General features: G+C 72.0%; 26 protein-coding genes and 1 pseudogene. 8 read left to right on the forward strand and 19 right to left on the reverse strand.

Translation table 11 applies throughout. The annotated features are described in order from the left end of the window. The first annotated feature begins 37 nt into the window (after window positions 1–37). Window positions 38–1,588 carry a GGDEF domain-containing protein gene (locus Voc01_RS11940; RefSeq protein ID WP_203927426.1) on the forward strand — a complete coding sequence of 517 codons (1,551 nt, stop codon included), beginning with the start codon at window positions 38–40 and terminating at the stop codon, window positions 1,586–1,588. Here the strand turns inward: Voc01_RS11940 and Voc01_RS11945 are convergent. After that, on the reverse strand, window positions 1,576–2,763 hold the full coding sequence (locus Voc01_RS11945; protein ID WP_203927427.1) for a citrate synthase: 1,188 nt from the start codon (window positions 2,761–2,763) through the stop codon (window positions 1,576–1,578). The two genes, Voc01_RS11940 and Voc01_RS11945, sit on opposite strands and share 13 nt — an antisense overlap. A 69-nt stretch (window positions 2,764–2,832) precedes the next feature. Between Voc01_RS11945 and Voc01_RS11950 the strand changes: the two genes are divergently transcribed. From Voc01_RS11950 to Voc01_RS11965, 4 genes are all read left to right on the forward strand, one after another. Next, window positions 2,833–4,059, forward strand: a complete 1,227-nt coding sequence (locus Voc01_RS11950; protein ID WP_203927428.1) for a LeuA family protein — start codon at window positions 2,833–2,835, stop codon at window positions 4,057–4,059. A 233-nt stretch (window positions 4,060–4,292) separates the two neighbouring features. Continuing rightward, window positions 4,293–5,186, forward strand: a complete 894-nt coding sequence (locus Voc01_RS11955) for a sigma-70 family RNA polymerase sigma factor (protein ID WP_203927429.1) — start codon at window positions 4,293–4,295, stop codon at window positions 5,184–5,186. A gap of 154 nt (window positions 5,187–5,340) precedes the next feature. Further along, a complete protein-coding gene (locus tag Voc01_RS11960) occupies window positions 5,341–5,655 on the forward strand; it encodes an ArsR/SmtB family transcription factor (RefSeq protein ID WP_203927430.1) in 315 nt (104 codons plus the stop codon). Next, window positions 5,652–6,068 carry an SRPBCC family protein gene (locus tag Voc01_RS11965; protein WP_203927431.1) on the forward strand — a complete coding sequence of 139 codons (417 nt, stop codon included), beginning with the start codon at window positions 5,652–5,654 and terminating at the stop codon, window positions 6,066–6,068. The genes Voc01_RS11960 and Voc01_RS11965 overlap by 4 nt, the downstream gene beginning before the upstream one ends. Here the strand turns inward: Voc01_RS11965 and Voc01_RS11970 are convergent. The 15 genes and pseudogenes from Voc01_RS11970 to Voc01_RS12035 all read right to left on the reverse strand — a co-directional run bounded on the left by Voc01_RS11970 (window position 6,049) and on the right by Voc01_RS12035 (window position 19,911). Beyond that, window positions 6,049–7,422 carry a COG1470 family protein gene (locus Voc01_RS11970; RefSeq protein ID WP_203927432.1) on the reverse strand — a complete coding sequence of 458 codons (1,374 nt, stop codon included), beginning with the start codon at window positions 7,420–7,422 and terminating at the stop codon, window positions 6,049–6,051. The two genes, Voc01_RS11965 and Voc01_RS11970, sit on opposite strands and share 20 nt — an antisense overlap. A gap of 13 nt (window positions 7,423–7,435) precedes the next feature. Beyond that, complete coding sequence (locus Voc01_RS11975; protein ID WP_203927433.1) at window positions 7,436–8,356, reverse strand: discoidin domain-containing protein; 921 nt, start codon at window positions 8,354–8,356, stop codon at window positions 7,436–7,438. Continuing rightward, window positions 8,353–8,859 carry a phage tail protein gene (locus tag Voc01_RS11980; RefSeq protein WP_239160126.1) on the reverse strand — a complete coding sequence of 169 codons (507 nt, stop codon included), beginning with the start codon at window positions 8,857–8,859 and terminating at the stop codon, window positions 8,353–8,355. Before Voc01_RS11980 ends, Voc01_RS11975 begins: the two co-directional genes overlap by 4 nt. Beyond that, window positions 8,856–10,814: a putative baseplate assembly protein gene (locus Voc01_RS11985; RefSeq protein WP_203927434.1), complete on the reverse strand. Its 1,959-nt coding sequence runs from the start codon at window positions 10,812–10,814 to the stop codon at window positions 8,856–8,858. The genes Voc01_RS11980 and Voc01_RS11985 overlap by 4 nt, the downstream gene beginning before the upstream one ends. After that, window positions 10,811–11,218: a GPW/gp25 family protein gene (locus Voc01_RS11990; RefSeq protein WP_203927435.1), complete on the reverse strand. Its 408-nt coding sequence runs from the start codon at window positions 11,216–11,218 to the stop codon at window positions 10,811–10,813. The genes Voc01_RS11985 and Voc01_RS11990 overlap by 4 nt, the downstream gene beginning before the upstream one ends. Beyond that, window positions 11,215–11,604: a PAAR domain-containing protein gene (locus Voc01_RS11995; RefSeq protein ID WP_203927436.1), complete on the reverse strand. Its 390-nt coding sequence runs from the start codon at window positions 11,602–11,604 to the stop codon at window positions 11,215–11,217. The genes Voc01_RS11990 and Voc01_RS11995 overlap by 4 nt, the downstream gene beginning before the upstream one ends. Before the next feature lie 7 nt (window positions 11,605–11,611). Then, window positions 11,612–13,264 carry a VgrG-related protein gene (locus Voc01_RS12000; protein ID WP_203927437.1) on the reverse strand — a complete coding sequence of 551 codons (1,653 nt, stop codon included), beginning with the start codon at window positions 13,262–13,264 and terminating at the stop codon, window positions 11,612–11,614. Beyond that, window positions 13,257–13,925: a CIS tube protein gene (locus Voc01_RS12005; protein ID WP_203927438.1), complete on the reverse strand. Its 669-nt coding sequence runs from the start codon at window positions 13,923–13,925 to the stop codon at window positions 13,257–13,259. Before Voc01_RS12005 ends, Voc01_RS12000 begins: the two co-directional genes overlap by 8 nt. Continuing rightward, window positions 13,926–15,770, reverse strand: coding sequence for an eCIS core domain-containing protein (locus tag Voc01_RS12010; RefSeq protein ID WP_203927439.1), 1,845 nt, complete (start codon window positions 15,768–15,770; stop codon window positions 13,926–13,928). 709 nt (window positions 15,771–16,479) lie between these two features. Beyond that, window positions 16,480–16,935 (reverse strand): phage tail protein, encoded by a 456-nt coding sequence (locus Voc01_RS12015; RefSeq protein ID WP_203927440.1) that lies wholly within the window; start codon window positions 16,933–16,935, stop codon window positions 16,480–16,482. After that, window positions 16,928–17,080: pseudogene (locus Voc01_RS54615) on the reverse strand (DUF6760 family protein); the annotation flags it as partial. The pseudogene Voc01_RS54615 and the gene Voc01_RS12015, both read right to left, overlap by 8 nt. Before the next feature lie 14 nt (window positions 17,081–17,094). Then, window positions 17,095–17,451, reverse strand: coding sequence for a hypothetical protein (locus Voc01_RS12020; protein ID WP_203927441.1), 357 nt, complete (start codon window positions 17,449–17,451; stop codon window positions 17,095–17,097). Continuing rightward, window positions 17,448–17,879, reverse strand: coding sequence for a phage tail protein (locus tag Voc01_RS12025; protein ID WP_239160127.1), 432 nt, complete (start codon window positions 17,877–17,879; stop codon window positions 17,448–17,450). Before Voc01_RS12025 ends, Voc01_RS12020 begins: the two co-directional genes overlap by 4 nt. 13 nt (window positions 17,880–17,892) lie before the next feature. Then, window positions 17,893–19,515: a phage tail sheath family protein gene (locus Voc01_RS12030; RefSeq protein WP_203927442.1), complete on the reverse strand. Its 1,623-nt coding sequence runs from the start codon at window positions 19,513–19,515 to the stop codon at window positions 17,893–17,895. A 63-nt stretch (window positions 19,516–19,578) separates the two neighbouring features. Next, window positions 19,579–19,911 carry a response regulator gene (locus Voc01_RS12035; protein WP_203927443.1) on the reverse strand — a complete coding sequence of 111 codons (333 nt, stop codon included), beginning with the start codon at window positions 19,909–19,911 and terminating at the stop codon, window positions 19,579–19,581. A gap of 117 nt (window positions 19,912–20,028) precedes the next feature. Between Voc01_RS12035 and Voc01_RS12040 the strand changes: the two genes are divergently transcribed. Further along, window positions 20,029–20,823 carry a hypothetical protein gene (locus Voc01_RS12040; protein ID WP_203927444.1) on the forward strand — a complete coding sequence of 265 codons (795 nt, stop codon included), beginning with the start codon at window positions 20,029–20,031 and terminating at the stop codon, window positions 20,821–20,823. Here Voc01_RS12040 and Voc01_RS12045 read toward each other — a convergent pair. The 3 genes from Voc01_RS12045 to Voc01_RS12055 are packed head-to-tail and all read right to left on the reverse strand — an operon-like array spanning window position 20,783 to window position 24,029. Further along, complete coding sequence (locus Voc01_RS12045; protein ID WP_203927445.1) at window positions 20,783–21,436, reverse strand: Pvc16 family protein; 654 nt, start codon at window positions 21,434–21,436, stop codon at window positions 20,783–20,785. The genes Voc01_RS12040 and Voc01_RS12045 overlap by 41 nt on opposite strands. A gap of 25 nt (window positions 21,437–21,461) precedes the next feature. Beyond that, complete coding sequence (locus Voc01_RS12050; RefSeq protein ID WP_239160128.1) at window positions 21,462–23,387, reverse strand: ATP-binding protein; 1,926 nt, start codon at window positions 23,385–23,387, stop codon at window positions 21,462–21,464. A gap of 45 nt (window positions 23,388–23,432) precedes the next feature. Then, window positions 23,433–24,029, reverse strand: a complete 597-nt coding sequence (locus Voc01_RS12055; protein ID WP_203927447.1) for a response regulator transcription factor — start codon at window positions 24,027–24,029, stop codon at window positions 23,433–23,435. Window positions 24,030–24,289: 260 nt separating this feature from the next. On the opposite strand from Voc01_RS12055, the gene Voc01_RS12060 reads away from it, so the two are divergent. Continuing rightward, window positions 24,290–25,732 (forward strand): transglycosylase SLT domain-containing protein, encoded by a 1,443-nt coding sequence (locus Voc01_RS12060; RefSeq protein ID WP_203927448.1) that lies wholly within the window; start codon window positions 24,290–24,292, stop codon window positions 25,730–25,732. Between the two features lie 7 nt (window positions 25,733–25,739). Then, a complete protein-coding gene (locus Voc01_RS12065; protein WP_203927449.1) occupies window positions 25,740–26,849 on the forward strand; it encodes an SPOR domain-containing protein in 1,110 nt (369 codons plus the stop codon). Window positions 26,850–26,874: the final 25 nt, after the last annotated feature.

Raw genomic sequence — 26,874 nt, forward strand, 5'->3', positions numbered from 1 at the left:
TCAGATGTCCGAACCGGCCCCTCGGATGAAGGCGATCATGAGCATGGACGCGTTGTCCCGCGACCGCGGGATCATCGCCGTCGCCACGACGACGATCGGTGTGCTGGTCGTCTTCGGGCTCGACCTGCTGCCCTACCGGGTCCTCGGTGCGGCCGCCGCGCTGGTCTCGCTGATCCTGCAGGTCTTCGCCGCCGTGCTCAGCCGGCGGATCGCCGCCCTGCCGACCACCACCCGGTCCGGCCGGCGGTTCTGGCGGGTGATGGCCGTCGCGGCGCTGTTCTTCGCCGGCGGCAGCGTGGTCGCGTTCGGCTACTCGGCGGCGGACCCGGACACCGTCACGCGCACCGAGCCCCCGGCGCAGCTGACGCTGTTCGGGCTGGCCGCCCTGCTCCTGATCGTCGTGATCTTCACCACGCCGTCGGGCATCACCTCGGGACGCGAGCGGGTGCGGTTCTGGCTCGACGTCACCACCGTGATGGTGGGTGTCGCGGTGCTGGTGTGGCAGCTCAGCGGTCCGTCGACCGACCAGCCCGAGACCGGCGACCTCGTGCGCGCGCTGGTCGGGCCGGCGGCGATGGTCGTCGTGGCGTTCGGCGTGGTGCGGCTCGCGCTCGGGCGGTCGGCGCCGATGACGCGGCTGGCGGGGGCGGTCGGCGCCGTCCCCGCGGTGCTGCACGCGGTCAACGAGACGACGGCCGCGGCGATGATCTCGTCGGGGCACGTGTCGTGGCACACCGGCATCGTGGTGCTGTCGAACGTGGGCTTCGTCGCGGGGCTGCGGGTCCAGTGGGTGCAGTCGTCGACGGCGACCGCGGCACCGGCCGGGGTCGACCGGTCCTACAACCGGATGCCGTACGTCGCGGTCCTGGCGAACTACGCGCTGCTGGTGTGGGTGCTCATGGACGTGGGGCTGGGCCTGTCGGCGTGGGTGGTGCTCGGCGGGGCGCTGCTCGGGTCGGCGCTGGTCGTGGCCCGCCAGCTGGCCGCCTTCGCCGACAACGACGACCTGGTCGCCCGGCTCAACGCGAAGGTCGACGAGCTGGCCGAGGCCAAGGACGTGCTCCAGCGGGCGGTGCAGGAGCGCGACGCGCTGGGCGAGCGGCTGCGTCACCTCGCCTACCACGACGCCCTCACCGGCCTCGCCAACCGGACCCTGTTCCTCGACCGGCTGAGGGCCGCGCTGGCCGCCGGCGACACCCCGACCGTGTTGATGCTCGACCTGGACGGCTTCAAGCCCGTCAACGACCAGCACGGCCACCACGCCGGTGACCAGCTGCTCCAGGCGGTCGCGCTGCGGCTGTCGCGCTGCGTGCGCGACGCCGGCACCGTCGCGCGCCTCGGTGGCGACGAGTTCGCGGTCCTGCTGCGGACCGCGCCGGCCGATCCGGCCGACCTGGTCCGTCGCCTCGCCGACGCGGTGGCGGAGCCGGTGAAGCTCGGCCCGGACCGCACGGCGACGGTGGTGAGTGTGGGCGTCAGCATCGGCATGGCGACCGCCGGACCCGGCACCGACCTGACCACGCTGCTGCACGAGGCCGACCTCGAGATGTACGCGAAGAAGCGCCGGAAGGTCGGTCAGCCGGTGTAGTGGGCGCGCAGGCGCAGCCGGGTGGGGTTCTCGTACTCCTCGACCGCGTGGGCCAGCCACCCGACCGTGCGGGCGATCGCGAAGATCGCCTCGCCGCCGCCGGTGATCATGTCAGCGGCCCGGGAGAACGCGCCCAGGGCGAGGTCGATGTTCGGCGCGGGCAGCCCGCGCCGCCCGGCCTCGGCGAGCACGGCGTCGGTGAGGTCCATCGGCACGCCGGCGCCGCGCAGCGCGTCGAGCAGCGTGTCGGCGCGCCCGTCGCGGTCCCGGTAGACGACGTGACCGAAGCCCGGGACCCGTTCCCCGCGCCGCTGCCGCTGGCCGATGACCCGGCCCGCGTTCGCCGGCTCCCCGATCTCGGCGAGCAGCGACTCGACGGCGAGCGACGCGCCACCGTGCAGCGAGCCGCCCATCGCGCCGATGCCGGCGAGCACCACGGCGTACGGGTCGGCCCGCACGGAGGCGGCGACCCGGGCGGCCAGCGTGGAGGCGGCCAGCTCGTGGTCGGCGAGCAGGCACAGGGCGATGTCGAGCGCCCCGAGCAGCACGTCGTCGGTAGACCGGGCGGTGATCCGCGGCCACAGCCGGGCCGCGACGCACCCGCCGACCGGCCCGGCGGGTGGGTCGATCGCGGCCGGCAGGCACTCGACGAGCCCCACGACCAACGACCGGCCGATCGTGGCCACGGTGTCAGGGTCGCGGTGGTGCCGCAGCGGGTCGAGGACCGCGAGGATCGGCACCGCGACCTGCAGGCGCTCGATCGGCAGCACGTCGGGGGGCAGCCCGGCCTGCGCCGCCCGGGCGAGCGCGACCGCCTCCGCCGGCGCGTCCCACGAGCCGCCTCCGTCGTCCCAGAGCAGGTCGGCCACCTCCTCGAACGAGTGGTTGACCGCCAGGCCGAGGGCGTCGTGGCCACGGAAGTACGGCCGGTCCTCCCCCAGGGTGGTGACGCGCGAGGCGATCGTGACCTCCGACGTGCCGGCCTGCCGGCGGGGTCGGCCGCGGCGGGCCAGCCGGTCGACCTCGGCCGGGTCGAAGAGGCTGTGCCCCTCGGCCGACTTGCGGCGCAGCAGCACCCCGCGCGACACGTAGGCGTAGAGCGTGGCGGTTTTCACCCCCAGCCGCTCGGCGGCCTGGTCGGCGGTCAACCAGCGATGTAGCAGGTCGTCCGGCACGTGCGTCCCCTCTGCACTTGATTTTCATCAACATTGACCATATGAGGCCGTCAGTGTCAACCTGTGCGCATGCCACGCATCCACTTTCTCGACGTGACCAACCGCGACGGCGTCCAGACGGCCCGTACCGGGCTGTCGAAGTTCGGTAAGACGATGGTCAACTTCTACCTGGGCCGGCTCGGGGTGATGCAGTCCGAGATCGGGTTCCCGTTCCTGTTCCACGAGGTGCCGTACGTCCGCGCGCAGGTGGCGCTCGCTGAGGTCGGCGCGTTCGGTGACCTGCGCCTGTCGGGGTGGTGCCGGGCCGTGGTCGCCGACGTCGAGAAGGCGGCGCCGCTCGGCCTGTCGCACTACAACCTGTCGATTTCGACATCCGATCAGATGCTCCAGAACAAGTTCAAGGGAAAATTGGACCGCGACGCGCTGATCAGGGAAACCCAGCAGGCCGTGCGCGCGGCGAAGGCCGGCGGCGCCCGCACGGTCGGCGTCAACGCGGAGGACGGGTCGCGCACCGACGACGCGTTCCTCACCGAGTTCGCCCTCGCCGCGCGGGAGGCCGGCGCCGACCGGCTGCGCTACTGCGACACGATCGGCGGCGACACCCCGTTCCGCATCCGCGACCGGTTCGCCGCCCTGGCGGACGCGACCGGGTCGACGGTCGAGACGCACTGCCACAACGACCTCGGCCTGGCCGTGGCGAACTCGGTCGCCGGCGCGCTGGGTGGACTTGACGCCGGTCAAGACGTATGGATCAACACGTGCGTCAACGGGATCGGCGAGCGGTCGGGCAATGCCGACCTGCTGTCGTGCATCCTGGCGCTGCGGCACGGGTTCGGCGTGCACGACCGGGTGGAGGTCGGCGACAAGCTCGACCTCGGGTGGGCGCGCCGGTTCGCGCTGTGGGCGTCGTACGCGTTCGGCCAGCCGCTGCCGTACAACCAGCCGGGAGTCGGGGTGAACGCGTTCGCGCACGAGTCGGGCATCCACGCCGACGGGGCGCTCAAGGACCACCGCAACTACGAGCTGTACGACGAGGACGCGCTGGGCCCGTTCCCGGCCGATCACCACGCGACGCGCGGCCGGGTCGTGCTCACCGGCGAGTACGGCGGGCGGGCGGGGTTCCGGCACGTGCTCGACTCCCTCGGTCTGGCGGACCTACCCGACGAGGAGCTGTCGTTCCAGCTGGTGCAGCTGTGCAACGCACAGACCGGACGGCCGCTGACCGACGACGAACTCCGGCTGATCGCCACGTATCCGGCGCAGCTGGCGCTACTGTTTCCGGGGCTGCTTTCCTAGCTCTTTCAGGTTTAAAAGGCAAGTCGCCACGCATATGCCGCGAATACGGTTTACCGGGCGCATCTGGCGGGTACTCTTCGCCGCTCACCGGGCTGCCCCGGATCCTGAGGACTTCCACCAGGATGCAACCGACTAGCAACCGAACGTGACTGTGTGAGCACCTGAAGTAGTTGAGTCTTTCTCGTGTCGGCACGTTGTCCCTGATCCAGGGGCCAGCTACACGAGGGGATCCGATGACCGCTCCTACCGTCACCTCTGCTCCGTCGCGCCCCCAGCACGTCGTGGCCACGGACCGGGAAGTCGAGGATCTGGTCCGTGCCCACCTGCCGCTGGTGGGGCACCTCGTACGCGAGCTCGCCAGTCGCCTGCCGGCGCACGTCAACCGCGAGGATCTGGTGTCGGCCGGCATGGCGGCGCTCGCGGCGGCGGCGAAGGGCTACGACCCCGACCGGGGCACGCCGTTCGGCAGCTTCGCGACCGTCCGCATCCGGGGCGCCCTCCTCGACGAGCTGCGCGGCCTCGACTGGGCCAGCCGCTCGGTGCGCAGCCGGGCCCGCCGCATCGAGACCGCGCAGCAGCAGCTCACCGCCGCCCTCGGCCGGGCCGCCACCCCGGCGGAGCTGGCCGAGGCGCTCGGCGTGGCCGTCGACGAGATCACCGCCGTCGACGAGGACGTTCAACGCGCCGTCGTCCTGAGCCTGCAGGGCTTCGCGCCCGGCACCGCCGACGACATGGTGCGCGAGCGCACACCGGGACCGGAGGAGCTGCTGCTCCAGCGCGAGCGGGTGGGCTACCTGCACCACGCGATCGAGGCGCTGCCCGACCGGCTGCGGCACGTCGTCGCCGGGTACTTCTTCCACGAGCGGCCGATGGCCGAGATCGCCGCCGAGCTGGGCGTCACCGAGTCGCGGGTGTCGCAGCTGCGGGCCGAGGCGCTGGTGCTGCTCCGCGAGGGGTTGAACACCCATCTGGACCCGGAGCTGGCCGGCCAGCCCGGTCGCGCGAGCGGGTGCGTCGCCCGCCGGCGCGAGGCGTACTACCAGCAGATCGCCGAGCGGGGGACGCTCAACAGCCGCCTCGCCCGCACGAACGCCCTCGCCCTCCCGGTGACCCTCGCCGCCGCATAGGACCTCACCGCCCGCTGGTGGTTTCGGGGCGGGCACCTTGCTCCGCGGAGTGAAGCGTCGAGCTCCGCTCCGCAAGGTGCCCGCCCCGAAACCCTCGTGGTCGGGCTCGTCCCAGCGGTTGCCGGCTCGCGAGCGTATGCGTTAGGTTAACCAGGTGGTTAACCTTGATCTCACGTTCTCGGCGCTGGCCGACCCCACGCGGCGGTCGATCGTCGACACCCTCGCCGGCGAGCCGCGCACCATCGCGGCGCTCGCGGAGCCGCTGCCGATGTCGTTGGTGGCGGTCAGCAAGCACATCACGGTGCTGGAGCGGGCCGGCCTGCTCACCCGCACGAAGGTCGGACGGGCGCAGGTCTGCACGCTGCGGCCCGATCCCCTGGCCGGCGCCGCCGGCTGGATCGACCACTACCGGCGGTTCTGGACGGGTCGCGTCGACTCCCTCGAGCGCTACCTCGAGGGGGAGTCATGACCGATCTGACCATCGACCGCACCCTGGCGTTCCCGGTGGAGCGGGTGTGGCGGGCGATGACCGACCCGGCCGCGTTGACCGCGTGGTTCTGGCCGCGGCGGTTCGACCCCACCGTCGAGGTCGACCTGCGGGTCGGCGGTCGGTACCGGATCGACGGGCCGGCGGTGGGCATGGCCGTCAGCGGCGAGTACGTGGCCGTCGAGCCGCCGCACCGGCTGGTCTTCACCTGGCTCTGGGACGGGGAGGACGCCGAGACCCTGGTCACCGTCGAGCTGACGCCGACGGCCGACGGCACCCGGCTGGTCCTCCGGCACGAACGGTTCGTCGACGACGAGGCCGCGAAGAGCCACGCGCAGGGCTGGGACGACTGCCTCGACCGCCTCCCCGCGTGGCTCACCCACTCAACGGAATGAACTTCACCGCCTTGACGGCCGGCGCCACCGGGGCGCCGGTGCTCGCGCCGCTCACCACGATGAAGTCGATGCCGCCGTGGCTGCCGTCGTCGGTCACCGAGGAGCCGGTGACGGTCATGCGGCTGTAGTCCTTGAAGTTGACCTCGATCTTCCGGTCGCCCGGACCGACGTAGACCAGCTCGACCTTCGACGCCCTGGTCAGGAAGCGGATCTGGATGGGCGCGGTGTTGCACTGGTCGGGCTTGTCGGCCAGGGCCGAGGCCAGGAACCGGGTGGCGGCGTCGGCGCCGCGCACGGCCAGCGCGGTGGCGTTGACGCACGCCGCGTCGCCGCCCTGGTCGGGGTTGCCGCTGACGATCAGCCCGTCGCCGCGGAAGGCGTCGCTGTCGACGACACCGGCGCCGCCGCGGGTCAGGTCGACCTCCTTGACGCCGGTGCCCGGCGCCACCGCCGGCCCGCTGGACCCCGACGGCGCCGCCGACCCCGGTGACGAGGCGGCCCCCGGCGACGACGCGCCGGGCGACGACGGCAGGGCCGGCTTCGCCGGGTCGCCGCCCTGCGTCTGCGGAGCGGCGGCGACCGACCCGCTGGGCTCCGGGTCGGGCTCGTTCACGGCCCGCGCGATCAGCGCGGATCCCAGGATCGCGCCGGCGATGATGCCCAGGGCGGCGACCGCGCCGCCGATCCGGGCCAGCTTCGACGCGAACCGCGGCCGTTGCAGGAACGTCGCGGCGACGGCGCCGTACGCCCCGTCGCCGCCGGCCTCGATCTTCAGCGCGCGCTGCGTCTCCTGGCTCCACGGCACCGGCGCGCGCACGGCGAGCGCGACGCTCTCGCTGGCGCCCGCCTGCAGCGCCAGCGCGGGCGGGTTGAACCGGGCCTTCGCCCGGCGCTCCGGGTCGGTGGCGGCCAGCAGCAGCCGTACCGGCACGTTGCCGCTGTTGACGACCTGTACCTGATACTTCGCCGACCGCTTGCCGATCGCGACCTCGGGCGCCACCTGCAGCCCGACCTGCTGCACCACCGCGACGTCGACGGTCAACTCCTCGCAGCGCGAGATCTCCGGCCGGTAGCGCGACCGGGCGAGCACGCCGACGGTGTAGATCCCGGCGACCGCCGGTGGGTCGGTGCCGAGCGTCAGCCGCACCGACGCCGACCCGGTCTCCCCCGGCCGCAGCTTGATCACGTCGGGTTCGAGCCGGGCGCCGGTGTTCTGGGGCAGGCCGAGCAGCTCCAGCCCGTAGTGCTCCACCACGTCGCTGGTGTTGCGCACGCTCACCTGCAGCGCGAACGCGTCACCCGGCTGAGCGTCGACCCGGTCCGGGGTGAGCTCCACCCGCAGCGGCACGGCCATGTCGGACCCCCTTTCAGACCCGCTCGTCGAACATGACCTCGGAGATGCAGACGTCCTTGAATCTGGTGCCCGGCACGGTGGCCAGCACGACGAACGTGACGGTCTTCGTGGTGGCGCCGTCGAGGTCGAACGTCTGCGGGTCGGCCGAGTCGACCACCGGCACCTCCCGCTCGCCCTTCTCCGTCCTGATCCGCATCTTCGTGATGCGTTGATTGTTGGTGTAGTCGACCGGACTCTTCGCGAACCCGTTGACCATCGTGATCCGGGCCAGCTTGACCGGTCGGTTGAACGCGAACCGCACCTCGACACCGACGTTCGTCGGGATCAGGTGTCCGCCGCTGTGCCAGGCCGTCTTCAGGTCGCCGTCGTTGATGAGCTGGGGACCCCACAGGGCGGTGTCGGGGTCGGCGGCGGAGGCGGTGACGGTCACCGCGGACGAGTCGACGCGGATCAGCGCCGGCTCCGGCTTCGGCTGGGCGGCGGGCTCCTCCCGGTCCCGCAGCACGACGAACGCGACCACGGCGACGATCGCGACCACCGCGAGCACGGCGATCAGGACCACGAGCCACGTCCAGCTCCGTGCGGGCTTCGGCAGCGGGCCGAGGTCGACCGGGCCCGGATGTGCGGGGCGCAGCTCCTGGCCGCAGCGCTGGCACCGGATGCGCGTCGCCGGGTTGATCTCGTGGCAGGACGGGCAGCCGATCTCGGCGACGCCGGGCCGGGGCGCGGGCGCCACCGGTTCGAGCAGGATCGGGTGGGCGGCCGGGCCGGGCACGTCGCGTTCGCCGGGCGCGCGGGCGACGCCGAACTGCTGGGGGTCGCCGGCGGCCGGACGCTCGCGCAGGAACATCAACGGGTATCCACATTGACCACACAGCTGGTCGCGGTTCGGGTCGACCGCGGCGCCGCAGTCGGGGCAGGACACCGTCGTCATGCTTTTCCGCCAGGAAATCTGATGTCGAGCTCCACCTGGGAGCCCAGGGGCAGTTCGGCCTCGAGGATCCGGTGGACCTGGCGCTCGCTGAGGTGCCCGGTGTGGTCGAGCTGCACGACGACCTTCAGGTCGGACGGGGGCACGGGGTCGTCGCCGCCGTACACGCCACCGGTGTCGGTCACCGTGACCCGCGACCCGGTGGCCGCCTCCAGCAGGCTCTCGACGCCGTAGCGGGTACCGCGCCAGCCGAGCAGCCGGCCGACCTCGCGCACCAGCGCGCGCTTGTACTCGGGCGGGTCGGTCGGCTCCAGCTCCACGCCCAGCCAGCGGGCCAGGTACTCCAGCATCTCCGGCGCGGCGAGCCCGGTGTCGAGGTGGTGCTCGACGGAGTCGACCCGATCGCGGACCGTGGTCGCGACCTCCTCCAGCGCCGTGACGAAGCCCCTCAGCACCAGGTCCTCGGCCATCACGCGCGGGAGCTGCCGCACCAGCCAGCCGTTCACTGCTGGACGACCACTCTGTGCTGGAACGACATGAACAACGCCTCGGGGCGCAGTCTCGCGCGCTGGTCGACCTGGTCGAGCGTCACCTTGCGCCGCAGGTCGGCCGAGAACACGTGCACCGCCTCGACACCCTGCACGCCGAACGCGCCGTGGAGCACGCCGTACACGTCACCGAGGCGCAGGTCGATGCCGAACGGCCAGCCGTTGCCGCCCGGTCCACCCACGAGCGGGTTCAGGTACCGGTACAGCGCCATCTCGGCGCGCTCGCGCACGGTCTCCGGACGCACGCCGGCGCTCGCCCGGACCTCGGCCACGACCTTGATCCCCTGGTAGCGCGGGGGCTCGACCTTGATGCGCATCGTGAGGAGCCGCCGCGGTTCCAGGTAGGCCTTGATCTGTTCGAGGAGGTCCCTGGAGATGACGAGGTCGTCGAGGGTCAGCTCCTCGGGCGCGACGTCGATGCGCGGCACCACGAGCAGCCGGGCCGGTTCGCCCGGCTGGGACGGCGGGAGGCAGCGGGCCCGCGCGACGCCGGGCGCGCCGTCGAGGGTCAGCCGCTCGACGTCCTCCGCCGTCACGGCGCGTCGCGCGCCGCGCAGGTACAGCGGTCCGCGCACCTTGGCGTTGTCGACGGTCTCGGCGTCGACGCCGCCCGCCGCCGGGTCGAGGTTCGTCACGCTCGCCACGAACGGGATCGACGTATGCAGAACCGTGAGCCGGTTCGCGGCGACGTTGCCGCGCCGGCCACCGCCGTAGCGGTACCCGGTGACGTAGATCTGCGCGTCCTCCGGCGGCACGGCACCGTGCTGGCGGGCGCGGCCCTCGCGGTCGAACACCTGCGGCCCGAACCGGATCTCGCCGGTGGCGCCGGACCACGTGAACACTCGGTCGTCGACGGTGGCGTCGCTGAGGTCGGCGACCTCCGACCACACCTGCTCCTCGGGTGGGGTGGTGCGGTCGTGCCGCGGCGGCACCACGCGCACGGTCTCGTCGGCCCTTCGCGGCAGCACCGGCGCGCGGCGCACGGTGAAGACCTGTCCGGGACGGCCGGTGCTGGTACCGAGGAGCTCGGCGGGCGCCGGTTCGGCGTGGTGCGCGGCGACCGCGCCGCCGATGCTCTGCGCGGTGAGCGACTCAAGCCGGGGCGGGTTGCGGTACTCCGGCTGGCCGGCCGCCGCCTGCACGAGGCGGCACCTGATCCAGTGCGCCCTGCGGGTTCCCAGCGCGAGCGGACGGTGCCGGGGCGGCAGCAGGAGGGTGACCTCGCCGGGGCTGTTGAAGCCGGCGGACGTGTCGTCGAGGATGCGCACGTTCTGCCACTCGCGGCCGTCCCAGGCCTCCCAGACGCGCGGCGGGCGGCGGGGATCGACGCCGGCGCCCTCCGGGCCGGTCCTCACCTCGAGCTTGAGGAGGTTGCCGCCGGCGGAGTCCGCGAAGCCGAAGTAGACGGCCTCGTCGGGACGCAGCGTCGGGAAGAGCCTGACGCTGCTGGCCTCCCGCCTCAGGTCGTCCCAGTGGTCGGTGAAGCGGTCGTCGGTGTGGGTCAGGCACGCGATCAGCTGCGGGGCGACGATCTGCAGGTCGTCGTCGGTGAGGAAGATGACCGCCTCGCCGTCGGAGCTGCGCTCGGTGCTCACCTGCGTGCCGGCCGGGATCCGCACCGGTTCGGCCCGCGACGCGGTGAGGCTGAACAGCAGGTCGACCCGCGCGGGGACGGCCGAGAACAGCTCGATGCCGACGAGTTCGAGGAACTTCACGTACATGCGGTCGGGCACCTGGTTGAGCCGGTACAGCGTCATCTCGGTCATCCAGGCGAACAGCTCGATGAGCGCCACACCCGGGTCGGAGACGTTGTGGTCCGTCCAATCGGGACAGTGCCGCGGGATGCGCCGCTTCGCCTCGTCGACGATGTCCTGGAAGCGCCGGTCGTCCAGGTTGGGAGACGGAAGACTCATGCCACTCCCCCTTCCCCGGGGATCGTGTAGAACGGGAACACCAGGTTCCGGACGTCGTTGGTGGCCTTCACCCGGTAGTCGAGCTCGACCTTCACCTCGGCCGACTCCTGGTCGGCCACGGCGACCACGCGGTCGAGGTCGATGCGCGGCTCCCAGCGGTCGAGAGCCTCGCGCACGTACTGCTCGATCTGGCCGAGCGTGCCGGCGGTCAGCGGCGCGAAGATGAGGCTCCACATGCGGCACCCGAACTCCGGCCGCATGACCCGCTCGCCCGGAATCGTCGAGAGAATCATGCGGATCGACGCGTCGATCTCCTCCGAGCCGGTGATGAGCCGGATCGTGCCGGCCGGGGTGATCGACGCGGGAAAGCTCCAGCCCGCGCCGATGAAGTCGCCGTGCCTCATCCCACGAGTACGTCCGGTGAGCCGGAGGCGATCGTGCCCACGGGAGCGTCGACGGGGTCGTTGCATGTCATCACCGCGTCGCCGACACGGGCCAGCGGCTTGTTGTTCACCAGCACCGTCTGCGAGCCGACGAGCACCCTGCCCTGGTTCGTGGGCGGCTTGCTGAACGTCGTCGGCGGCGGCGGGATGTGCGGCGGCGTGTGGTTGGAGATGCTGTCCTGGGTGGCGGCGGGCAGCCCGTTGATGAACACGTCGGTCGACAGCGCCACCTTGAGCAGGCTGACGAACGGCAGCGGCGTCGGCACCGGTGGGCCGCTGGGCGGCACGCACAGGTGGATGTCGGTGCCGGTGACCTGGTCGTCCTGGCGCGCGGCGGGTTGTCCCACTGTTTCCTCAGTTCAGCTTGATCGGCTTGCCGGTCAGCGTCATCTGACCGGTCGCGGTGATCTCGATCTCCGCGGCGTTGATGGTCAGTTTGTTCTTCGCGGTGACCTCGATGTCGGTCGCCTCGACGACGAGCTTCTGCTCCCCGATGAGCTTCGACTCCTTCTGCTCCAGGTGGAGCAGGTTCTTCTCGCCGCCGAGCGACAGGTGCACCGAGGCGGTCGGCTCGTCGGTGAACAGCAGCCGCGAGTCGATACGGGTCACCATCCCGCGTTCGTTGATCTTTCCGCCCGTGGCCGCGTCGGGCAGGGGCGTCTGGTCGGTGCGGTTCCACATCCCGCCCAGGACCACGGGTCTGGTCTGGTCGTCATGCTCGAAGCCGACCAGCACCTCGTCGTCGACCTCGGGGAGCCACTGGATTCCCCGTTTCGGGCCGCCCCCGGCCGTGGCCACGCGGGCCCACGTGCTCTCGTCCTCGGCCGACAGCGTCGGGAACGTCACCTTCACCCGGCCCAGCTTCTCGGGATCGTTGTTGTTGGTGACGATGCCGACGACGAGCCCGCCCCACGACCTCGACGCGCCGGTGGTCGTGTGCCCGCCCGCGAGGTAGTCGGCCAGCCCGGCCGGCTCCTTGCCGCCGCACACGAACTTCGTGACGTACGGACGGCCGGCGCCGTACAGGTGCTCGACGCTGGTGATGCGGTAGTTGCCGGCGAGCCGGGTGCCGACGTTCTCCACCTTCGCCATCGCGCCCGCCGCGAGCAACGGGTCGCCGGCCGCCTCGCCGCGGAGCACCACCTCGGTGCCGCTCGCCCGGAGCAGGAAGGCCTGGGCGAGCGCGTCGGCCTGGGCCTGGTCGGCCACCGGGAAGTAGCCGGCCATGCGCTGCGTGCGTCCGAAGGCCCTCTGCGCGGCGGCGTTCAGCTCGTCGCCGGCTGGAGCGTCCGTACCCAGCTCGCCCTCCGTCGCGCGGCCGACGATCGCACGCTTCGCCAGCGGGTCCCATCCACGCACCTGGACCTCGTCGCAGCGCTCGCCCGACGCGAACCGCACCGAGAAGCCCTTGAGGTTGGCGCCCCACCGCAACGGCGGCGGCGACCCCGCGGCGCGCGGGCCCTTCTTGAAATGGAACGTCTTCTCGGCGATCCAGAAGTCGAAACCGATGCGGGCGGCCCGTCTCCGGAGGAACGCGTAGTCGGTCTCGGCCACCTGCAAGAGGTACTCGTGCACCTCGCCGGTGCCGTCGACGTCGGGCTCGAGGCCGTACTCGCCCGCGATGCGGCTCGCGACGTCGCCGTCGGTGACGCTCTGGAAGCTGCGGCTCTTCGGCGCGCGGGCCATGCGGTGGGTGAGGTCGAGGCCGGTGAGCACGAGCTCGTGGCGACCGCCGCGGCCGGGTTCCATGGAGACCGCGGTGATCTCGCCGCTCGTGACGACGACGGGGTCGCCCTCGGCGCGGAAAGCGATTTCCACGCGGGTTCCGAGCGTGAACTGGTCCTTGTCGAACAGCTCGAAGTGCGGGTCGTCGAAGTGGATGGAGAAGTAGTCGGGCAGCTGGACGGACTCCTCCACGCGTACCAGTTGCAGGTTGCCGTACAGGTCGGCCGGCAGCGGCCGCCCGTCGGCGGTGATGACGACGCCGTCGAGTCTCTTCTCAGCCACGGCGCCGCACCGGGAGCTCCGGGATCACGAGCACGGTGCCCGGCTGCACGTCGAGCGGGTCGATGACCCCGTTCGCCTCGGCGATCAGCCGCCAGTTGAAGGGATCCGCGTAGTGCGCGGCGGCGATGCGGTCGAGCGTCTCGCCGTGCACGACGCGGTGGACCGTGTGCAGCGTCGGCGTTCCGGACGTGGGGTTCTGCAGCGGCTTGAACTCCTCGTCGTTGAACTGCTTGAGCACCATGTCGGCCTTGGCCCGTAGGGGCATCCCGGTGCTGGCGAAGTAGGTGAACCGGATCTGCAGCCGCTCGACGATCGCCTTGAACGAGTGCAGCTTCCCCCAGTGGAACTCCACCCACGGCGGCCGGGCGTTGTTGCGCGCCTTGTCGGCGCCGGCGATCGAGGGGTCCACCTTCATCAGGTCCAGGAGCTTGCTCGTGTACTCCGTGACGTCGCTGCCGCGGTCGGTGGTGTCGAGCATCAGGCTGAGACTCAGCGTTCCCGGCTGGCCGGCCTGGAACCGCAGTTCGGGCGAGTTGCGTCCCTTGCTCTCGGGCACCTGCCAGGTGTTGCTCTTGGTGATGGTGAGCTCAGCAGGGTTGAACAGGCACTCGAACTTGTCGCCCTTCTCTGTGAAGAGATAGGCCTTCTCCGGGCCGGCCATCTAGAACACCCCCGCCCAGCGCCCACCGCGCCGCTCGATCTCCCGTAGAAGCCGTTCCTCGACCATCTCCACGATGCGGTCGGTGTCGATCGCGCCGGTGTGCGGCACGTCTCCGCCCAGGGACGCGAGACCGGGAGCGCCCTGGGGACGGCCCCCGGTACCGGCTCCGGACTGGCCGCCCGCGCCGCCGCCGCCGTGGGCACCCGGGTCGCCGCCCGAGACAGAGCCCCCGCCGGAGGCGAAGCCCCCGCCGGAGGCGAAGCCGCCGCCGCCCGCTCCGCCGGGCGCGAACCCGCCGCCCGCACCGCTCGCCGTGCCGCCGTCGACGCCGCCGCCCTGGAAGCCGCCATCTCCGAAGCCGCCTCCGAAGCCGCCGGCCGCGTAACCTCCGCCGCCCGCGTAACCTCCGCCGCCCGTGTAACCTCCGCCGGCCGCGGAACCGGCCGGGTCGCCCATGCCGCCCGGGTAGCCGGTCGGATCCGACCCGCCGCCGGACGTGCCTGGGAACGACGGAAGCTGACCACCGGGGATCGCGGCGAGAACGGTCTGCCGCGCCGTGCTCGTGGCGAGGTCGGCCACGGCGCCCACTCCCCCGCCGACCGGCAGCCCGTCGACGATTCCCGCCGCCACCCCGGTCGTGTCACCGGCCGCGTCGCGGGCGGCCGCGCCCAGCGCGCCGGGCAGCCCGTCGGTGCCACCGGCTCCGGACACCATGCCGCCGAGGCCGCCGGGAAGGCCGGCGCCGGCAGGGCCGCCACCGGCGAGGCCGGTACCAGCGAGGCCGCCACCGGTGACGCCGGCGCCGGTGAGGCCGGCGCTGGTGAGGCCGGCGCCGGTGAGGCCAGCCCCGGCAAGGCCTGCGCCGACGGCGCCAGAACCCGTGAGGCCAGAACCCGTGAGGCCGGCACCGGTCGTGCCGCTACCGGTGAGGCCGGCGCGGCCGGCGCTGGCGAGGCCGGCGAGTGAGGTGGTGCCGAAGGTGCCACCCAGTGCGCCGGAGCCGCCGGACCCGAGCATTCCGGCCACTCCAGGCGACTGTCCACCGAGGACACCGGCCGGGGCCATGCCCGGGAGCCCGCCGGCGGAGAACGTCTCGCCCGGGCCGTGGGAGCCGCCGAGGATGGAGGCGCCGGCGGCCAGCGCGCGGCGCTCGTCGTCGTCGAGGTGGGCGGTGTGGCGGCCGAGGAAGAAGCGGGGACGGCTGACCGGGCTGCGGGCGTGCGTCAGCTCGTGGGCCAGCACCGACACCGACGACGGTGCGGTGGTGGGCGCGGCCGGCAGGTGAACGACGGAGCCGGTCGTGGCACCCAGCGCGCCCGCGGCCCCCAACGCGTGCCGGGTGGCCGGACCGGTGGTGTACCGCGGGGCGGCCGCGCGTCCGACGATGCTCTGCGCCATCCGCCGCAGCGCCGACGGCAGCTCGCGCGGTGACTCCAGCGGCCGTGCCGCGACCGCTGCCTCCCAGCGCTGGCGCGGTGTCGGCCGGTCGACCTGACGCGGAGCCGGTTGCGGCGCCACCCGCGCCACGGGAGCCGCCCGCTCGATCACCGACGGCGCTGGTGGGGTCGGCGACACGGCACCGGTGGGGTCCGGCGCGCCCATCGGCGACGACGACCCGCCCAGCACCCGCAGTTCGGACGCGGCCACCGGGTTGCTCACGGTCGGCCCGGCATCGGTGGGCCGCACCAACGGCCGGCCGGCCGCGCCGGTGCGCAGCAACCGCACCAGTTCGGCGGCACCGGCCGCCGCCGACCCGATGCCGGCGTCTCCCGGGCCGCCCCCGGTGGCACCGGGTGCGCCGGACGGGGACGTGCCGCCGATCGGACGCCGGCCGGCCGCGCCCACCGGATGCCCACGACCACCGGCGCGCGCTACGGCTGTGCCGGCGGTGCCCGCGTCACCGGCGGGGCGGGCACGCGCGACGGTGGAGCCGCCCGTCGGGTGCGTGCCGGTCGGAGCGGCGAGGCTCCGGGCACGCGGGAGGATCGGGGAGGCGCCGCTCCCAGCCAGGGAGGAGCCGCCGCGCGCAACCGGTAAGGCGCCGCCTCCAGCCGGGACCGAGCCAACGGCGGTCGGGATGGAACCACCGCCGGTCGGAGAGGAGCTACCTCCAGCGGGAATGGGGCCGCCGCCCCGGGTTGGCGCCGCGTTGCCACCCGGAGCCAGCGAGCCACCGACCGGGTACGGCTCGGGACGGGCGGCCCCGCCCACACGGAGGTCCGACGTGGCCACCGGGTTGCTGACGGTCGGACCCGCCGGGGCGGGGCGCGCCAACGAACGACCCGCCAGACGCCCGGACGCCACCAACGCCCGCCGACCCACGGCGCCCACCGCGATCGTCGACGGGCGTCCCGGGTCCGGCGGCGTGCTGGCCGTACCGGAGAACGGGGTCGCTTCCGGAGCCGTGCTATGCCGTCTCAAATATTCGATCATTGTCCATGGTGGACGGACCTGGAGCGCGCCGACGACATCGGCCGCGACGGCCGCCGTGCGCCGGCGCGGGCGCAGCAGGCGGTGCGCGACCGCGCCGAGGCGGCGGATCAGGCGGCGGCGCCTACCGGCCGGAACGGAAGCCACTGTGGCACACCTCCAGTTCCTCCACCGCCAGTTCGCGGGCCGAGGCCGCGAGTTTCGGGCCGCTCCAGCGGACGGGTTTCGCGTTGGTGAACTCCCAGGTGCGGACGGGCTTGCCGGCCGCGCTCAACACGGAGACCTTGCCGGAGCGGCCAACCACGCGGTTGCTCTTGGCGAAGCCCTCGCCGGAGCACTCCATCAGCCACTCGAAGAGGGCGTCGGAGTTGGTGACGCCGCGCTTGAGCACGAGGTTGGGCCACTTCATGCGGCCCAACAGCTTGTGCGTGAACGCATTCTGACCGCCCTCGGCCACGTCCTCCACCTCGATCGTGACGGCAAGGCCGGAGACCTCCGTGAAGGCACCGATCGTGCGACCCTCCACTTCGAACACGAACCGTCCGGCGAAGGGCGGGTCCATCGTGCGTGCGTCAGCCACCGCGTACTCCTTGCCAGGCGCGTTCGTTCAGGGTGCCCACCTCCTGCAGCAGCCGGATCCGGTCACCGTGCTCGAGGTCGAGCAGGGTGTCGAACGGCCAGTGCAGGTGGTAGGCGAGGTAGGCGATCTCCTGCCAGAGCTCGTCGTGGTCGTACCGGCCTAGCCCACCTCCACGGAGCTCGTCGGGAAAGGGGCTCCCGGCTCCAGGGAGTCGAGCACCGACGTGTCCTGGAAGTTGATGATGCGGTACAGGTCCTGCAGGTACGAGAAGTCGGAGACGAACAGCGACTCGATGGTCTTCGTGGTGACGCGCGGGACGGTACCGAGTTCGGTGACCACCCGCGCGAGCACGATGACCGTCGCGTACGACTCGTTCTCCTTGACCCGCGGGTCGCGCAGGGGCTCGATCTCGTCGCGGGCGCACGCCAACCGCATGGTTCCGGTGCGGTGCAGCGTTCCCTGGTCGTCGACGTAGCCCTTCGGCAGGGTGAAGGGCCACTCCGTCTGGAGACTCATGAACGACTGAGACCCTCGTGCGTGATGACGATCTTCTCGGTCGCCACCTCGTTACCGCCGGCGTCGAGCTCGGCACCGGTCCACTTCGACGGCCACCCGGCGATGAAGTTCCAGCGGGCGACCTCCTTCTTCTGCGAGTCCTTGATGACGATCGAGCCGTCGCGACGAGCGGCGTCGATGTCGCCGTCCTCGACCTGCTTGCGCCACTCCCACAGGGCCTTGGACTCGTCGATGCGGCGCTCGAGCGTGATGTCGCTCCACTTCATCGCGCCGGGCACCTTGCGGATGATCATCTTGCCGTCTTTGGTGGCTTCCTTGTACTCGATGGTCTCGGTCTCCGCCTCGACACCGGTGCACTTACGGAAGCTCGCCAGCTCCACCCCGCCGATCTCCAGGACGAAGTTGAAGCTTGTCATCAAGTCGGGCATGTCGATACCTCACTTACTCCGAGGTGGCTCCGCCACCCTGCCACTGGCTGATCCGGAAGATGACGAACTCGGCCGGCTTCACCGGCGCGATGCCCACCTCGACGATGAGCTTCCCTTCGTCCACAGAGGACGCCGGGTTGTTGCTGGCGTCGCACAGCACGTAGAACGCCTGCTCGGCGGTCGTACCGACGAGCGCGCCCTGCATCCACAGGCCGCGCAGGAACGACGTGATGTTCCGCTTCACCCGCTGCCAGAGGTCGAAGTCGTTCGGCTCGAACACCGCCCACTGGGTGCCGCGGCGGATCGACTCCTCGATGTAGTTGAACAGCCGCCGGACGTTGATGTAGCGCCACGACGGGTCGGTCTTCGCGAGCGTGCGGGCGCCCCAGATCTTCGTGCCGTAGCTGCCGAAGCTGCGGATGCAGTTGACGCCCTCGGGGTTCAGCAGGTCCTGCTCGCCGCTGGTCACCTCGAACTCCAGGCGCGCGATCCCGCGCACCGCCTCGTTCGCCGGCGCCTTCCACACGCCGCGGGTGCCGTCGGTGCGCGCCCACACGCCGGCGACGTGGCCGCTCGGCGGCACCGTGATGAACTTCTCTCCGTTGGTGGCACCGGGCCGGGCCAGCGGGTTCGCGATCACCAGGTTCGGGTAGTACAGCGCGGCGAACGCCGTGTCGCGGGCCAGCTTCTGGCGCCACTCCAACGCGCGCGCGGCGTTGAGACCGGGCGGCGTGTCGAGGATCGCCATCTTGGTGTGGCTCGCCTCGCAGTAGTCGACGAGCTGCTTCTGCGCGGCGAGGAACGTCTCCTCGTCGAAGCTGCCGTCGTCGCCGGTGGTGATCGTGATGAGGTCCGGGATCGCCACCATCGTGACGTTCTCGGCGATCGCGAGCCCCTGGTAGCCGGTGCGCTCGGCGACCGAACCCTCCATGTCCGCCGGGGTCACTCCATTGAGGACGACCGCGGGCCGCTCCACCTGGTACCGGCCCGGCGCCGGTGCCCGCTCGGCCAGCGACACCCCGTGCATCGGCGGGATCTCGACCCGCACGAACCGGGACCGCTCGTTGACCGTGCGCTCCAGCGTCCGCGGGCTCTTGCCGGTGAACTGGAGACCGCCGATCTCCTCCTGCAGCGAGCCGTCGGAGTAGACCCGCAGGGTGTACTCGGCCGGCGGGGTATCCTGCCCGCCGTTGCCGTCTGCGGCCGGCGGCGCGGCCGGCGGCACGATCTCGACCTCGACGCGCGAGCCCGGGTTGAGCGCCGCGATGTGCAGGCTCTCGACGTCGGGCCGCTCGGCGGCGGGCAGGGACAGCCGCGCCTGCTCGTCGCCGTCGTTGTCACCGACGGGGACACGGACGATGTAGGCGGCCGAGCCGCCGTTCTCGAAGAACCCCCGCACGGCGTGCGGCAGCCGGGCGCCCCGCACGAAACCGCCGTAGACCCGCTCGTACTGCGGCCAGCTCGTGACGAGCTGCGGCTTCACGCCGTCGGGGTCGGTGGGATCGCCCTCGTCGACGTTGTAGGTCTCGGTGAAGCCGACGAACGCCGCGACGGCGGTACCGACGCCTTCGATCGGCATCGACCCGCTGGGCTGTTCCTCGATGTACACGCCCGGCGCTCCGTAAGTCGCCGCCACGGTCTACCCCCTCTGGTCTGGTCTTTCCGGGTGCTTCGAAACAGGTACACGTCTGGATGGGTGCTAATACTGGACGGCGCTCGCCAACAGCGCCGGGTCGAGGTCGGTGGTATAGGACTCGCCGTAGTGCAACGGCGGGAAGATGCGCATCAGCGGCTGGGCCGACGAGCACGCCACCACCTTGACCGACGGGAACTGGTAGACGATCCGGTGCACGAGGTCGAGGACGTCGCGCTGGTCGAGGTCCAGCACGATGACGTCGGGCAGTGCCTCGACGAGCCGGTCGACCACGTCCGCCTCGGTGGTCTCCACGAGCTCTATCCCGTCGCACCGCAGGATGTCCCGCAGGCCAAGCCGGTGCAGCGCGCTGAAGTCGCCCATCAGCACACGTCTCATCGCACCTCCCTCGATGCGTCGAGACTCGCTTTCACCGCGCGCGTGCAACAGGTGCAACGGTGCAGTCGAAGGTGCACGCCCTTTGCGTGACCGGCGTTTACGGGGACGATGGACGGCATGCGGACGCGGGCGGAGGAACCGGAGCGGCTCCAGGCGGCGCAGCTCGCGGCGGCGGCGGCGATGCCGGGCGGCGTCTCGAACCAGGCGCTGGCCTCGGCCGTCGCCGCCGGGCCGGGGTCGGCGGCGCTGGTAGAGCTGGCCACGGCGGCCAACGGGTCGCAGGCCGTGGAGGGACTGCTGCATCCGGGCGTCAGCGCGCCCGGGCTCGGCACCGTCGGGAAGCACGGATCCAAGCCGTCGAGTCTGCGCAAGGGTCCGGCGATCCATCACCTGGAGTCCGAGCACATCATCCCGTTCGCGGTGGGCAAACAGCTGTGGGACGTGCTGAGCCTGGTGGTACCGGTCCGTGGCGGCGCGGAGGACCGCAAGCAGACCACCATCATGATCTACAAGGGTGCCGCCGAGCTGAAGACCGAGGTCGATGTCGAGCTCATCGACGAGTTCAAGGAGCAGATGGCCGACTCCGACATCGTCCGCGAGATGGCCGGCGCCAGGGTCGTCCACGACGGCGGCGGCACCGGCGACCGGAGCGACGTGACCCGGCTGCTCGCCGACGTCGTCAGCGCGCTGGAACGGGTGCGGGCGAACGCGGTGGAGCGCACGGTGCAGGCCGTCGCCGACGAGAACCGGTCCGTCGAGGAGGGTTACGAGCTGTCGAACGGTGAGCGCCGGGCGGTGCCGCCCGACCGGGAACCCGACCTGCCGGTGGAGGCGGAGATCGCGCAGGCGTCCGAGGCGCAGTTCGACGACCTCATGGAGCTTTCCGAGAAGGCCGTCCGCGCTTCGGGGTGACGGGTTCGGGTTCCTCGGCCTCTTCCACCACCACCGGCTCCGCCGGATCGACGAACCTGGTCGCCGTGACGTCGACCTCCTGGACCGGCGGACCGGCCTCGACGAACAGCGCCGCGTCGACGGTGGCCGTCACCACCAGGTCCAGCCCCGGTTTGAGCTGTCCGCCCAGCGCCGACCAGAAGTCGGAGTTCTCCGTGCCGTCACCGCTGCGCAGCTGGATCGCCGGCAGCGGGCGCACCGTCGCGAACGGACCCTTCAGGTGGTCGGCGGCGATGAACGGGTGCAGCAGCAACGCGGTCAGCACGCTGCCGAGGAGGGAGTGCTCGTCGCGCACCTCGGTGGTCCAGGCGGTCACCAGGTACCGGCAGTCGACGCGGGGCAGCGGCTCGCGGCGCACGCGTCGGCCGTCGTCGAGCGGCACCAGCTCCTCGCCCCACTGGCGTTCGACGAGGTTCGGCCGCACGTCCCAGAGATAGAGGTTCACCGTCGGACGGGAGACGCCGGCCGCCCAGTCGCCGTCGGGCGCGTCGAAGACGACGTCGACCGAGCGCTGCGGCAGCGGGACCACCGCGCGCAGGAACGTCTCCAGCGACTCGTCGAGCAGGTGCAGCATCAGTCGACCAACCCCACCGACCGCATCAGTCGACCAGCTCGAAGTAGCGCTCGAACTCGGCCTCGGTGCGCAACCGGCCCATCTTCTGGAACTCCCGCTTCATGGCCAGCACAGCATGCCGCATCGTGATCGCGGTGTCGTCGTCGGCCGCCAGGAACGCGGCGCCGAGCGCGGCGTTGCGGATGATGCCGCCGCTCACCTTGAACTGGCGGGCCAGGAACTCGATGTCGAGGTCGCCGACGGGCGCCGACGAGGGGAACGCCCGCGACCAGATCGCCTTGCGTTCCGGCTCCTCCGGCAGCGTGAAGTCGATGGCGACCGAGATGCGGCGCAGGAACGCCTGGTCGATGTTGCGCTGCAGGTTGGTGGCGAGCACGACGAGACCGTCGTAGGTCTCCAGCCGCTGCAGCAGGTACGCGACCTCGATGTTGGCGTACCGGTCGTGCGCGTCGCTGACCTCCGACCGCTTGCCGAACAGCGCGTCGGCCTCGTCGAAGAACAGGACGAGGTCGCCGGCCGCCGCCGCGCCGAAGATCCGCTCGAGGTTCTTCTCGGTTTCGCCGATGTACTTACTGACGACCGCCGATAGGTCCACTTTGTACAGATCGAGCCCGAGCACGCCGGCGACCACCTCGGCGGCAAGCGTTTTCCCGGTCCCGGACGGACCGGCGAACAACGCGACGACGCCGGTCGACGGCAGCGGCGGGAATCCCCATCTGCCATAAACGACATCCCGCCGCCGGTGCCGCACGGCCAGTTCGCGGAGCTGGCGCACGTCGTCGGGCGGGAGCACGAGGTCGTCCCAGCCGCGCCGCGGACGGATGCGCACCGCGACACCGTCGAGGTGCCCACCAGCCAGGCGCCGCACGGCCGGGGCGATGGGGCCGCCGTCGGACGCGGCCGCGACGAGGCGCAGCTGGTCGCGACCCAGGCGGTACTGCGGATCCGGACCGCGGCCGAGCAGCCGCTGCCAGTCCGACTCGTCGGCCTCCCCGCTCGGTACGCGGATCTCGCGCCACGGCAACGCCGGCAGCGAGTCCAGCGGTTGCTCCAGCGCCGAGCACAGCACCCACCGCAGGTGCGCGGCCCGGGTGATCGCGTCACGCGCGGCCGGGTCCAGCGGGCGTTCAAGATCGAGGACCACGACAGCGCCGCCGATCGTGGCCTCGCGCACCAGGGCGGCCCATCCCGTGGGATCGGCCGGCACCGGCGACTCGACCCGGGCGGCTCCCGGCCAGCGTTCCGCCACCGCGCGCAGCCTGCTCTGCGCGTCACCGCCGTTGATGAGAACGAGCTCCGAGGGAATGCGCTTTCCCGCGCCGGATGGGCCGACGGCGGCGCCGGCCGCGCTCACGGCCGCGCCGTCCCGATCGGCGGCGCCGGCCGGGCTCACGGCCGCGCCGGCCGGTAGCCCGGGATCGGCGGACGTGTCGCCGCGCAGGTGCCACACGACCCGCGCCGGCGGCGCGCACGTGCGCGAGGCCCACGGCCCGGTGCCGGAGATCTCGACGAGCGCGGCCCGCAGGAGGGGCGCGTCGGGTGCGACAGCCTTCTCACCGCCGTCGAGGATGCGGGCGAGGGTGCCGAGCGTGAGCTGCGGCAGGTGAACAGAGTCCTGCAGGTAGGCGACGAGCCGCTGACGGGCGGCGCTCATCTCCACCGCGACCAGCAGCGCCAGCACCTCGGCGGCGGGTCCGTCGAGGCCGGCCGCGCGGCACAGGGTGGCGAACGCGTCGTCGCCGTCGAGGCTGGCGGAGAGCGCTTTCCTCGCCGCCTCCAGGGGTTCGGCGACCGAGGCGCGTACGGGGTCCACTGTGGAGGGATCGGGTCCGTCCAGTCCCGGCAGGGAGCGCAGGACGCGGTCGAGGTCGTCGGCGGCCACGTAGAGACCGGCGAAGTCACGCGGCGGACGGCCCTCGGCCACCCGGCAGACCAGGGCCTCACGTTGCAACAGGAGATCCGCCAGGACCAACCAGGGCCTTATTTCCATATTTACCTAGATCGCACCTTCACGGGTGGCGAGCGCGACGGCCTGCGCCCGGGTGCGGGCGTTCAACTTGGTGAGCACATCGTGGACCACGTTCTTCACCGTGCGCTCGGAGAACCGCAGGTCCTCGGCGATTCCCCGGGTGTCGTGACCGTCGGCGAGCAGTCGCAGCACCGAGCGCTCGCGGTCGTTGAGCCCGCCCGGTCCCAGGTTCGACGCCTTCACCACGTGGGCGAGGAGGCGCGTGAGCAGGTCGCCCGGCAGCGCCACCGCGCCGGCCACCACCGCGCGGACGCTTGCCACGAGCTTCTCGGGGGTGAGCCCGTCATGGGGCAGCACCGCACCGACGCCGGCATCCACGATCTCGCGTACCTGCTGCTCAGTGGGCTCGCGCACCGTCGCCACCAGCTTCGTGGGGCTCCCCGTGATGAGCCGCACCGCGCGCCGCAGCGCCGCGCCCTCGGCCTCGAACACCAGGACATCGAGCCCCGTGAGGTTCGGCTCCGGCGCGAGCCCACCGCTCTCGCCGCGCACCACGAACCCCGACTGCTGGAGACAGGCGGCCATCCCACGCCGCACGATCGCGTGACGATCGTCGATCCACACCGACGGAGGCTTACCCGCCCGCACCTTCACCTCCCGCGCAGGTGCCGGCCCGTGGTGCCCCCGTCACACCCGCCGGCACGCCCCGACATGCCAGCCGCAATTCAACAACATCGAGGCCAGCCCATCTGGGCAACAAGTTCGGACCCAGGGTGCAACAGCCGTCGTCACGCCCCCGGTGCAGACGGAGGTTACACCGTTCCATACACGGGGAACGATCCCCTTCTTGGGCAACATGGCCCGACGCCCCTAACCTTCATGCCATGCCGAACTACACCGCGGCCCAGATCTACGGATTCTGCCGCATGGCTGGGTTCAGCCCCGACGAGGCGACGACCTTCACCGCGATCGCACTCGCCGAGTCGGGCGGCAACAGCCGTGCCCACAACCCGGTGGGAGAGGACTCCAAGGGACTCTTCCAGATCAACGCGCGTGCCCACCCCGGTCTCGACAGCAAGTACGACCTCTTCGACCCGCAGCAGAACGCCCGGGCCGCGTACGAGGTGTCGAACGGCGGCGCGACCGGAACACCGTGGACGGTCACCCACGGCGGCAGCGGCGCGCGGTACCTCCGGTACAAGGACGAGGCGCAGGCGGCCGCCATGGCCTACGGCGACGGTCCCGGCCTGGGCGTCTGGACCGGTACGTCCGGCTACGGCGACCCGTTCGACCCCGGCCGCGACGACGGCACTGTCGGCGCGACCCCGATGAGCGGCACGCAGAACACCGCGCTCACGAGGTTCCTGGAAGTTGCCCAGGCACAGGTCGGTGACAGGTACGTCTTCGGCGCGGAGGTGAAGAACCTCGACGACGCCGACCCCGAGGCGTTCGACTGCTCCGAGCTCACGCAGTGGGCCGCGCATCAGGCCGGCGTCACGATCCCCGACGGCGCCGCCGGACAGTACCGGTACTTCCAGAAGATGGGACTGCTGATTCCCGTCGAGGAGGCGGCCCGCACGCCGGGCGCACTCCTGTTCCACTTCGCCAGCGACCCGGTCGGCGGCCGCGGCGAGCCGCCGGTGGCGCATGTCGCCATCAGCACCGGCGACGGAACGACCACCATCGAGGCGAAGAACTCCCGGGCCGGTGTGGTCAACGGTGAGATCGGCAACCGGTTCAACTACGCGGCCATCATCCCCGGGATCTCCGACGGCAACCCCACGGCGCTTCCGATGGTGGCCGCCCCGCTGGAGACCGCGGTGCCGGTCGCACTCGGCGGCATGGACTCCGACCACGACGCGCTCACCGACGCGCTGGAACGGCGGATGGGACTCGACCCACTGCGCTCCGACACCGACGGCGACAACCTGGCCGACGGGCACGAGCTGGTCACCAGTCTCACCAACCCCCGACGCGGCGACACCGACGGCGACGGCCTCGCCGACGCGTTCGAGCTCGCGCGCGGCCTCGACCCGCTGTCCCCCGACACCGACAAGGACGGCCGCCTCGACGGCAGCTTCGGCAACGCCGGACCCGACTCCGACCTCGACGGGCTCGAGGACGCGCTGGAGATGAACCTGGGCCTGAACCCGCAGCTGGCCGACTCCGACAACGACGGCTACGGCGACGCGCTCGAGCTGCACTCCGGCTCGGACGCCCTGGCCGGGAACATCAACCCGCTGAAGCTGCTCGCCGGAAAGCGGTCCACAGTGGACCCGGATCCGACCGACGGGCTGGACGACGACCCGAGTCCGGTGTTGAACTGACCACGGCATGACTGTCGAGATCACCGTTCCCCGGGCCACCGTGACCGTCTCACCCGGCGTCGAGACCCGGGTGCGTATCCAGGTATCCAACAACGGCGATGAGCGCACGCCGGTGCGTATCGGCGTCGTGCGCGGCCGCGCCGCCGCGTGGGCCCAGGCGGAGCCGGCCGTGGTCGCCGCCGCGCCGGGCGAGTCGACAAGCGTCGATCTGGTGTTCCGGCCCCCGGCGACCGTCACACCGCAGGCGACCCTGCAGCCGTTCACGGTCCAGGCGGAGGATCTGCGCGACGGCGCGGTCGCGGCCCGGGCCACCGGGCTGCTCGCGGTCTCGGCGCCCGACACGCTCTCCGCCCGCCTCGACGTCCGGCGCACCCGGCGGCGGACCGTCACCGTGGCGGTGACGGTCGAGAACTCGGGCACGTCGTCGGTGACGCTCGGCGTCCGGCCGGGATTGGAGATGGTCGGCGAGACCCCGTCCAGAAGAAAGGCTCCGCGGCGCGCGACGGCGCGGCCGTCGCTGCTGTCGATCGCCGTGGGCGGGTCCGGGGAGACCCTCGTCACGGGACGCCCGAAGCGCGCGATGTTCGGCGCGCGGCGCCCCTACGTCCTCACCGTGCACTGCGTCGACGTCGCAGACGAGACGGCCGCCGCTGTCGACGACGGCGACCCGCCGGCGCCGCTCGCCACGGTGACCCACGCGGGCATCGCGAGGGCGCGGATGAGCCGGCCCACGGCGACCATCGTCGGGCTGCTGCTCGTCGGATCGTTGGCCGCCGGCGGGGTGTGGGTGGCGCGGATGGGCGTGCTGCCGGAACGGTTCACGACCGCCGGTGGGCTGATCGGGAACGCTCCGAAGGATCCGGTGACGGCGCCGTACGCGCTCGTCGACGTGTTCGCGTTGTCGAGCCTCGGCCCCGCGGAGGCGACGCGCGACCGGCTGAACGCGGCCGGCATGAACGTGCGGGTGGTCGACAGCCGCAAGTCCGGGCTGATCGCCGACGGAGCGGAAGGTTTCCATGTACTGATACGGGACGGGTTCGCCTCGCCGGAGGCGGTGAAGGCATACTGCGACCAGTACAAGGTGCTCGCCCCCAACTGCCAGGTGGTCACGTCGTGAGGTTCACTGTGGACGGTGCCGGCGC

The sequence above is a fragment of the Virgisporangium ochraceum genome (genome assembly GCF_016863655.1).
Taxonomy (GTDB): Bacteria; Actinomycetota; Actinomycetes; order Mycobacteriales; family Micromonosporaceae; genus Virgisporangium; species Virgisporangium ochraceum.

What these genes read in the sequence shown, in the direction of transcription:
- Voc01_RS12065 (WP_203927449.1), top strand. Translation starts at nt 25,740, where the DNA reads ATGACTGTCGAGATCACCGTTCCCCGGGCCACCGTGACCGTCTCACCC.
- Voc01_RS11955 (WP_203927429.1), top strand. Translation starts at nt 4,293, where the DNA reads ATGACCGCTCCTACCGTCACCTCTGCTCCGTCGCGCCCCCAGCACGTC.
- Voc01_RS11975 (WP_203927433.1), bottom strand. Translation starts at nt 8,356, where the DNA reads ATGACGACGGTGTCCTGCCCCGACTGCGGCGCCGCGGTCGACCCGAAC.
- Voc01_RS11950 (WP_203927428.1), top strand. Translation starts at nt 2,833, where the DNA reads ATGCCACGCATCCACTTTCTCGACGTGACCAACCGCGACGGCGTCCAG.
- Voc01_RS12025 (WP_239160127.1), bottom strand. Translation starts at nt 17,879, where the DNA reads ATGCCCGACTTGATGACAAGCTTCAACTTCGTCCTGGAGATCGGCGGG.
- Voc01_RS12035 (WP_203927443.1), bottom strand. Translation starts at nt 19,911, where the DNA reads ATGAGACGTGTGCTGATGGGCGACTTCAGCGCGCTGCACCGGCTTGGC.
- Voc01_RS12060 (WP_203927448.1), top strand. Translation starts at nt 24,290, where the DNA reads ATGCCGAACTACACCGCGGCCCAGATCTACGGATTCTGCCGCATGGCT.
- Voc01_RS11990 (WP_203927435.1), bottom strand. Translation starts at nt 11,218, where the DNA reads ATGAGGCACGGCGACTTCATCGGCGCGGGCTGGAGCTTTCCCGCGTCG.
- Voc01_RS12020 (WP_203927441.1), bottom strand. Translation starts at nt 17,451, where the DNA reads ATGAGTCTCCAGACGGAGTGGCCCTTCACCCTGCCGAAGGGCTACGTC.
- Voc01_RS12005 (WP_203927438.1), bottom strand. Translation starts at nt 13,925, where the DNA reads ATGGCCGGCCCGGAGAAGGCCTATCTCTTCACAGAGAAGGGCGACAAG.
- Voc01_RS11970 (WP_203927432.1), bottom strand. Translation starts at nt 7,422, where the DNA reads ATGGCCGTGCCGCTGCGGGTGGAGCTCACCCCGGACCGGGTCGACGCT.
- Voc01_RS11985 (WP_203927434.1), bottom strand. Translation starts at nt 10,814, where the DNA reads ATGAGTCTTCCGTCTCCCAACCTGGACGACCGGCGCTTCCAGGACATC.
- Voc01_RS11965 (WP_203927431.1), top strand. Translation starts at nt 5,652, where the DNA reads ATGACCGATCTGACCATCGACCGCACCCTGGCGTTCCCGGTGGAGCGG.
- Voc01_RS12040 (WP_203927444.1), top strand. Translation starts at nt 20,029, where the DNA reads ATGCGGACGCGGGCGGAGGAACCGGAGCGGCTCCAGGCGGCGCAGCTC.
- Voc01_RS12045 (WP_203927445.1), bottom strand. Translation starts at nt 21,436, where the DNA reads ATGCTGCACCTGCTCGACGAGTCGCTGGAGACGTTCCTGCGCGCGGTG.
- Voc01_RS11940 (WP_203927426.1), top strand. Translation starts at nt 38, where the DNA reads ATGAGCATGGACGCGTTGTCCCGCGACCGCGGGATCATCGCCGTCGCC.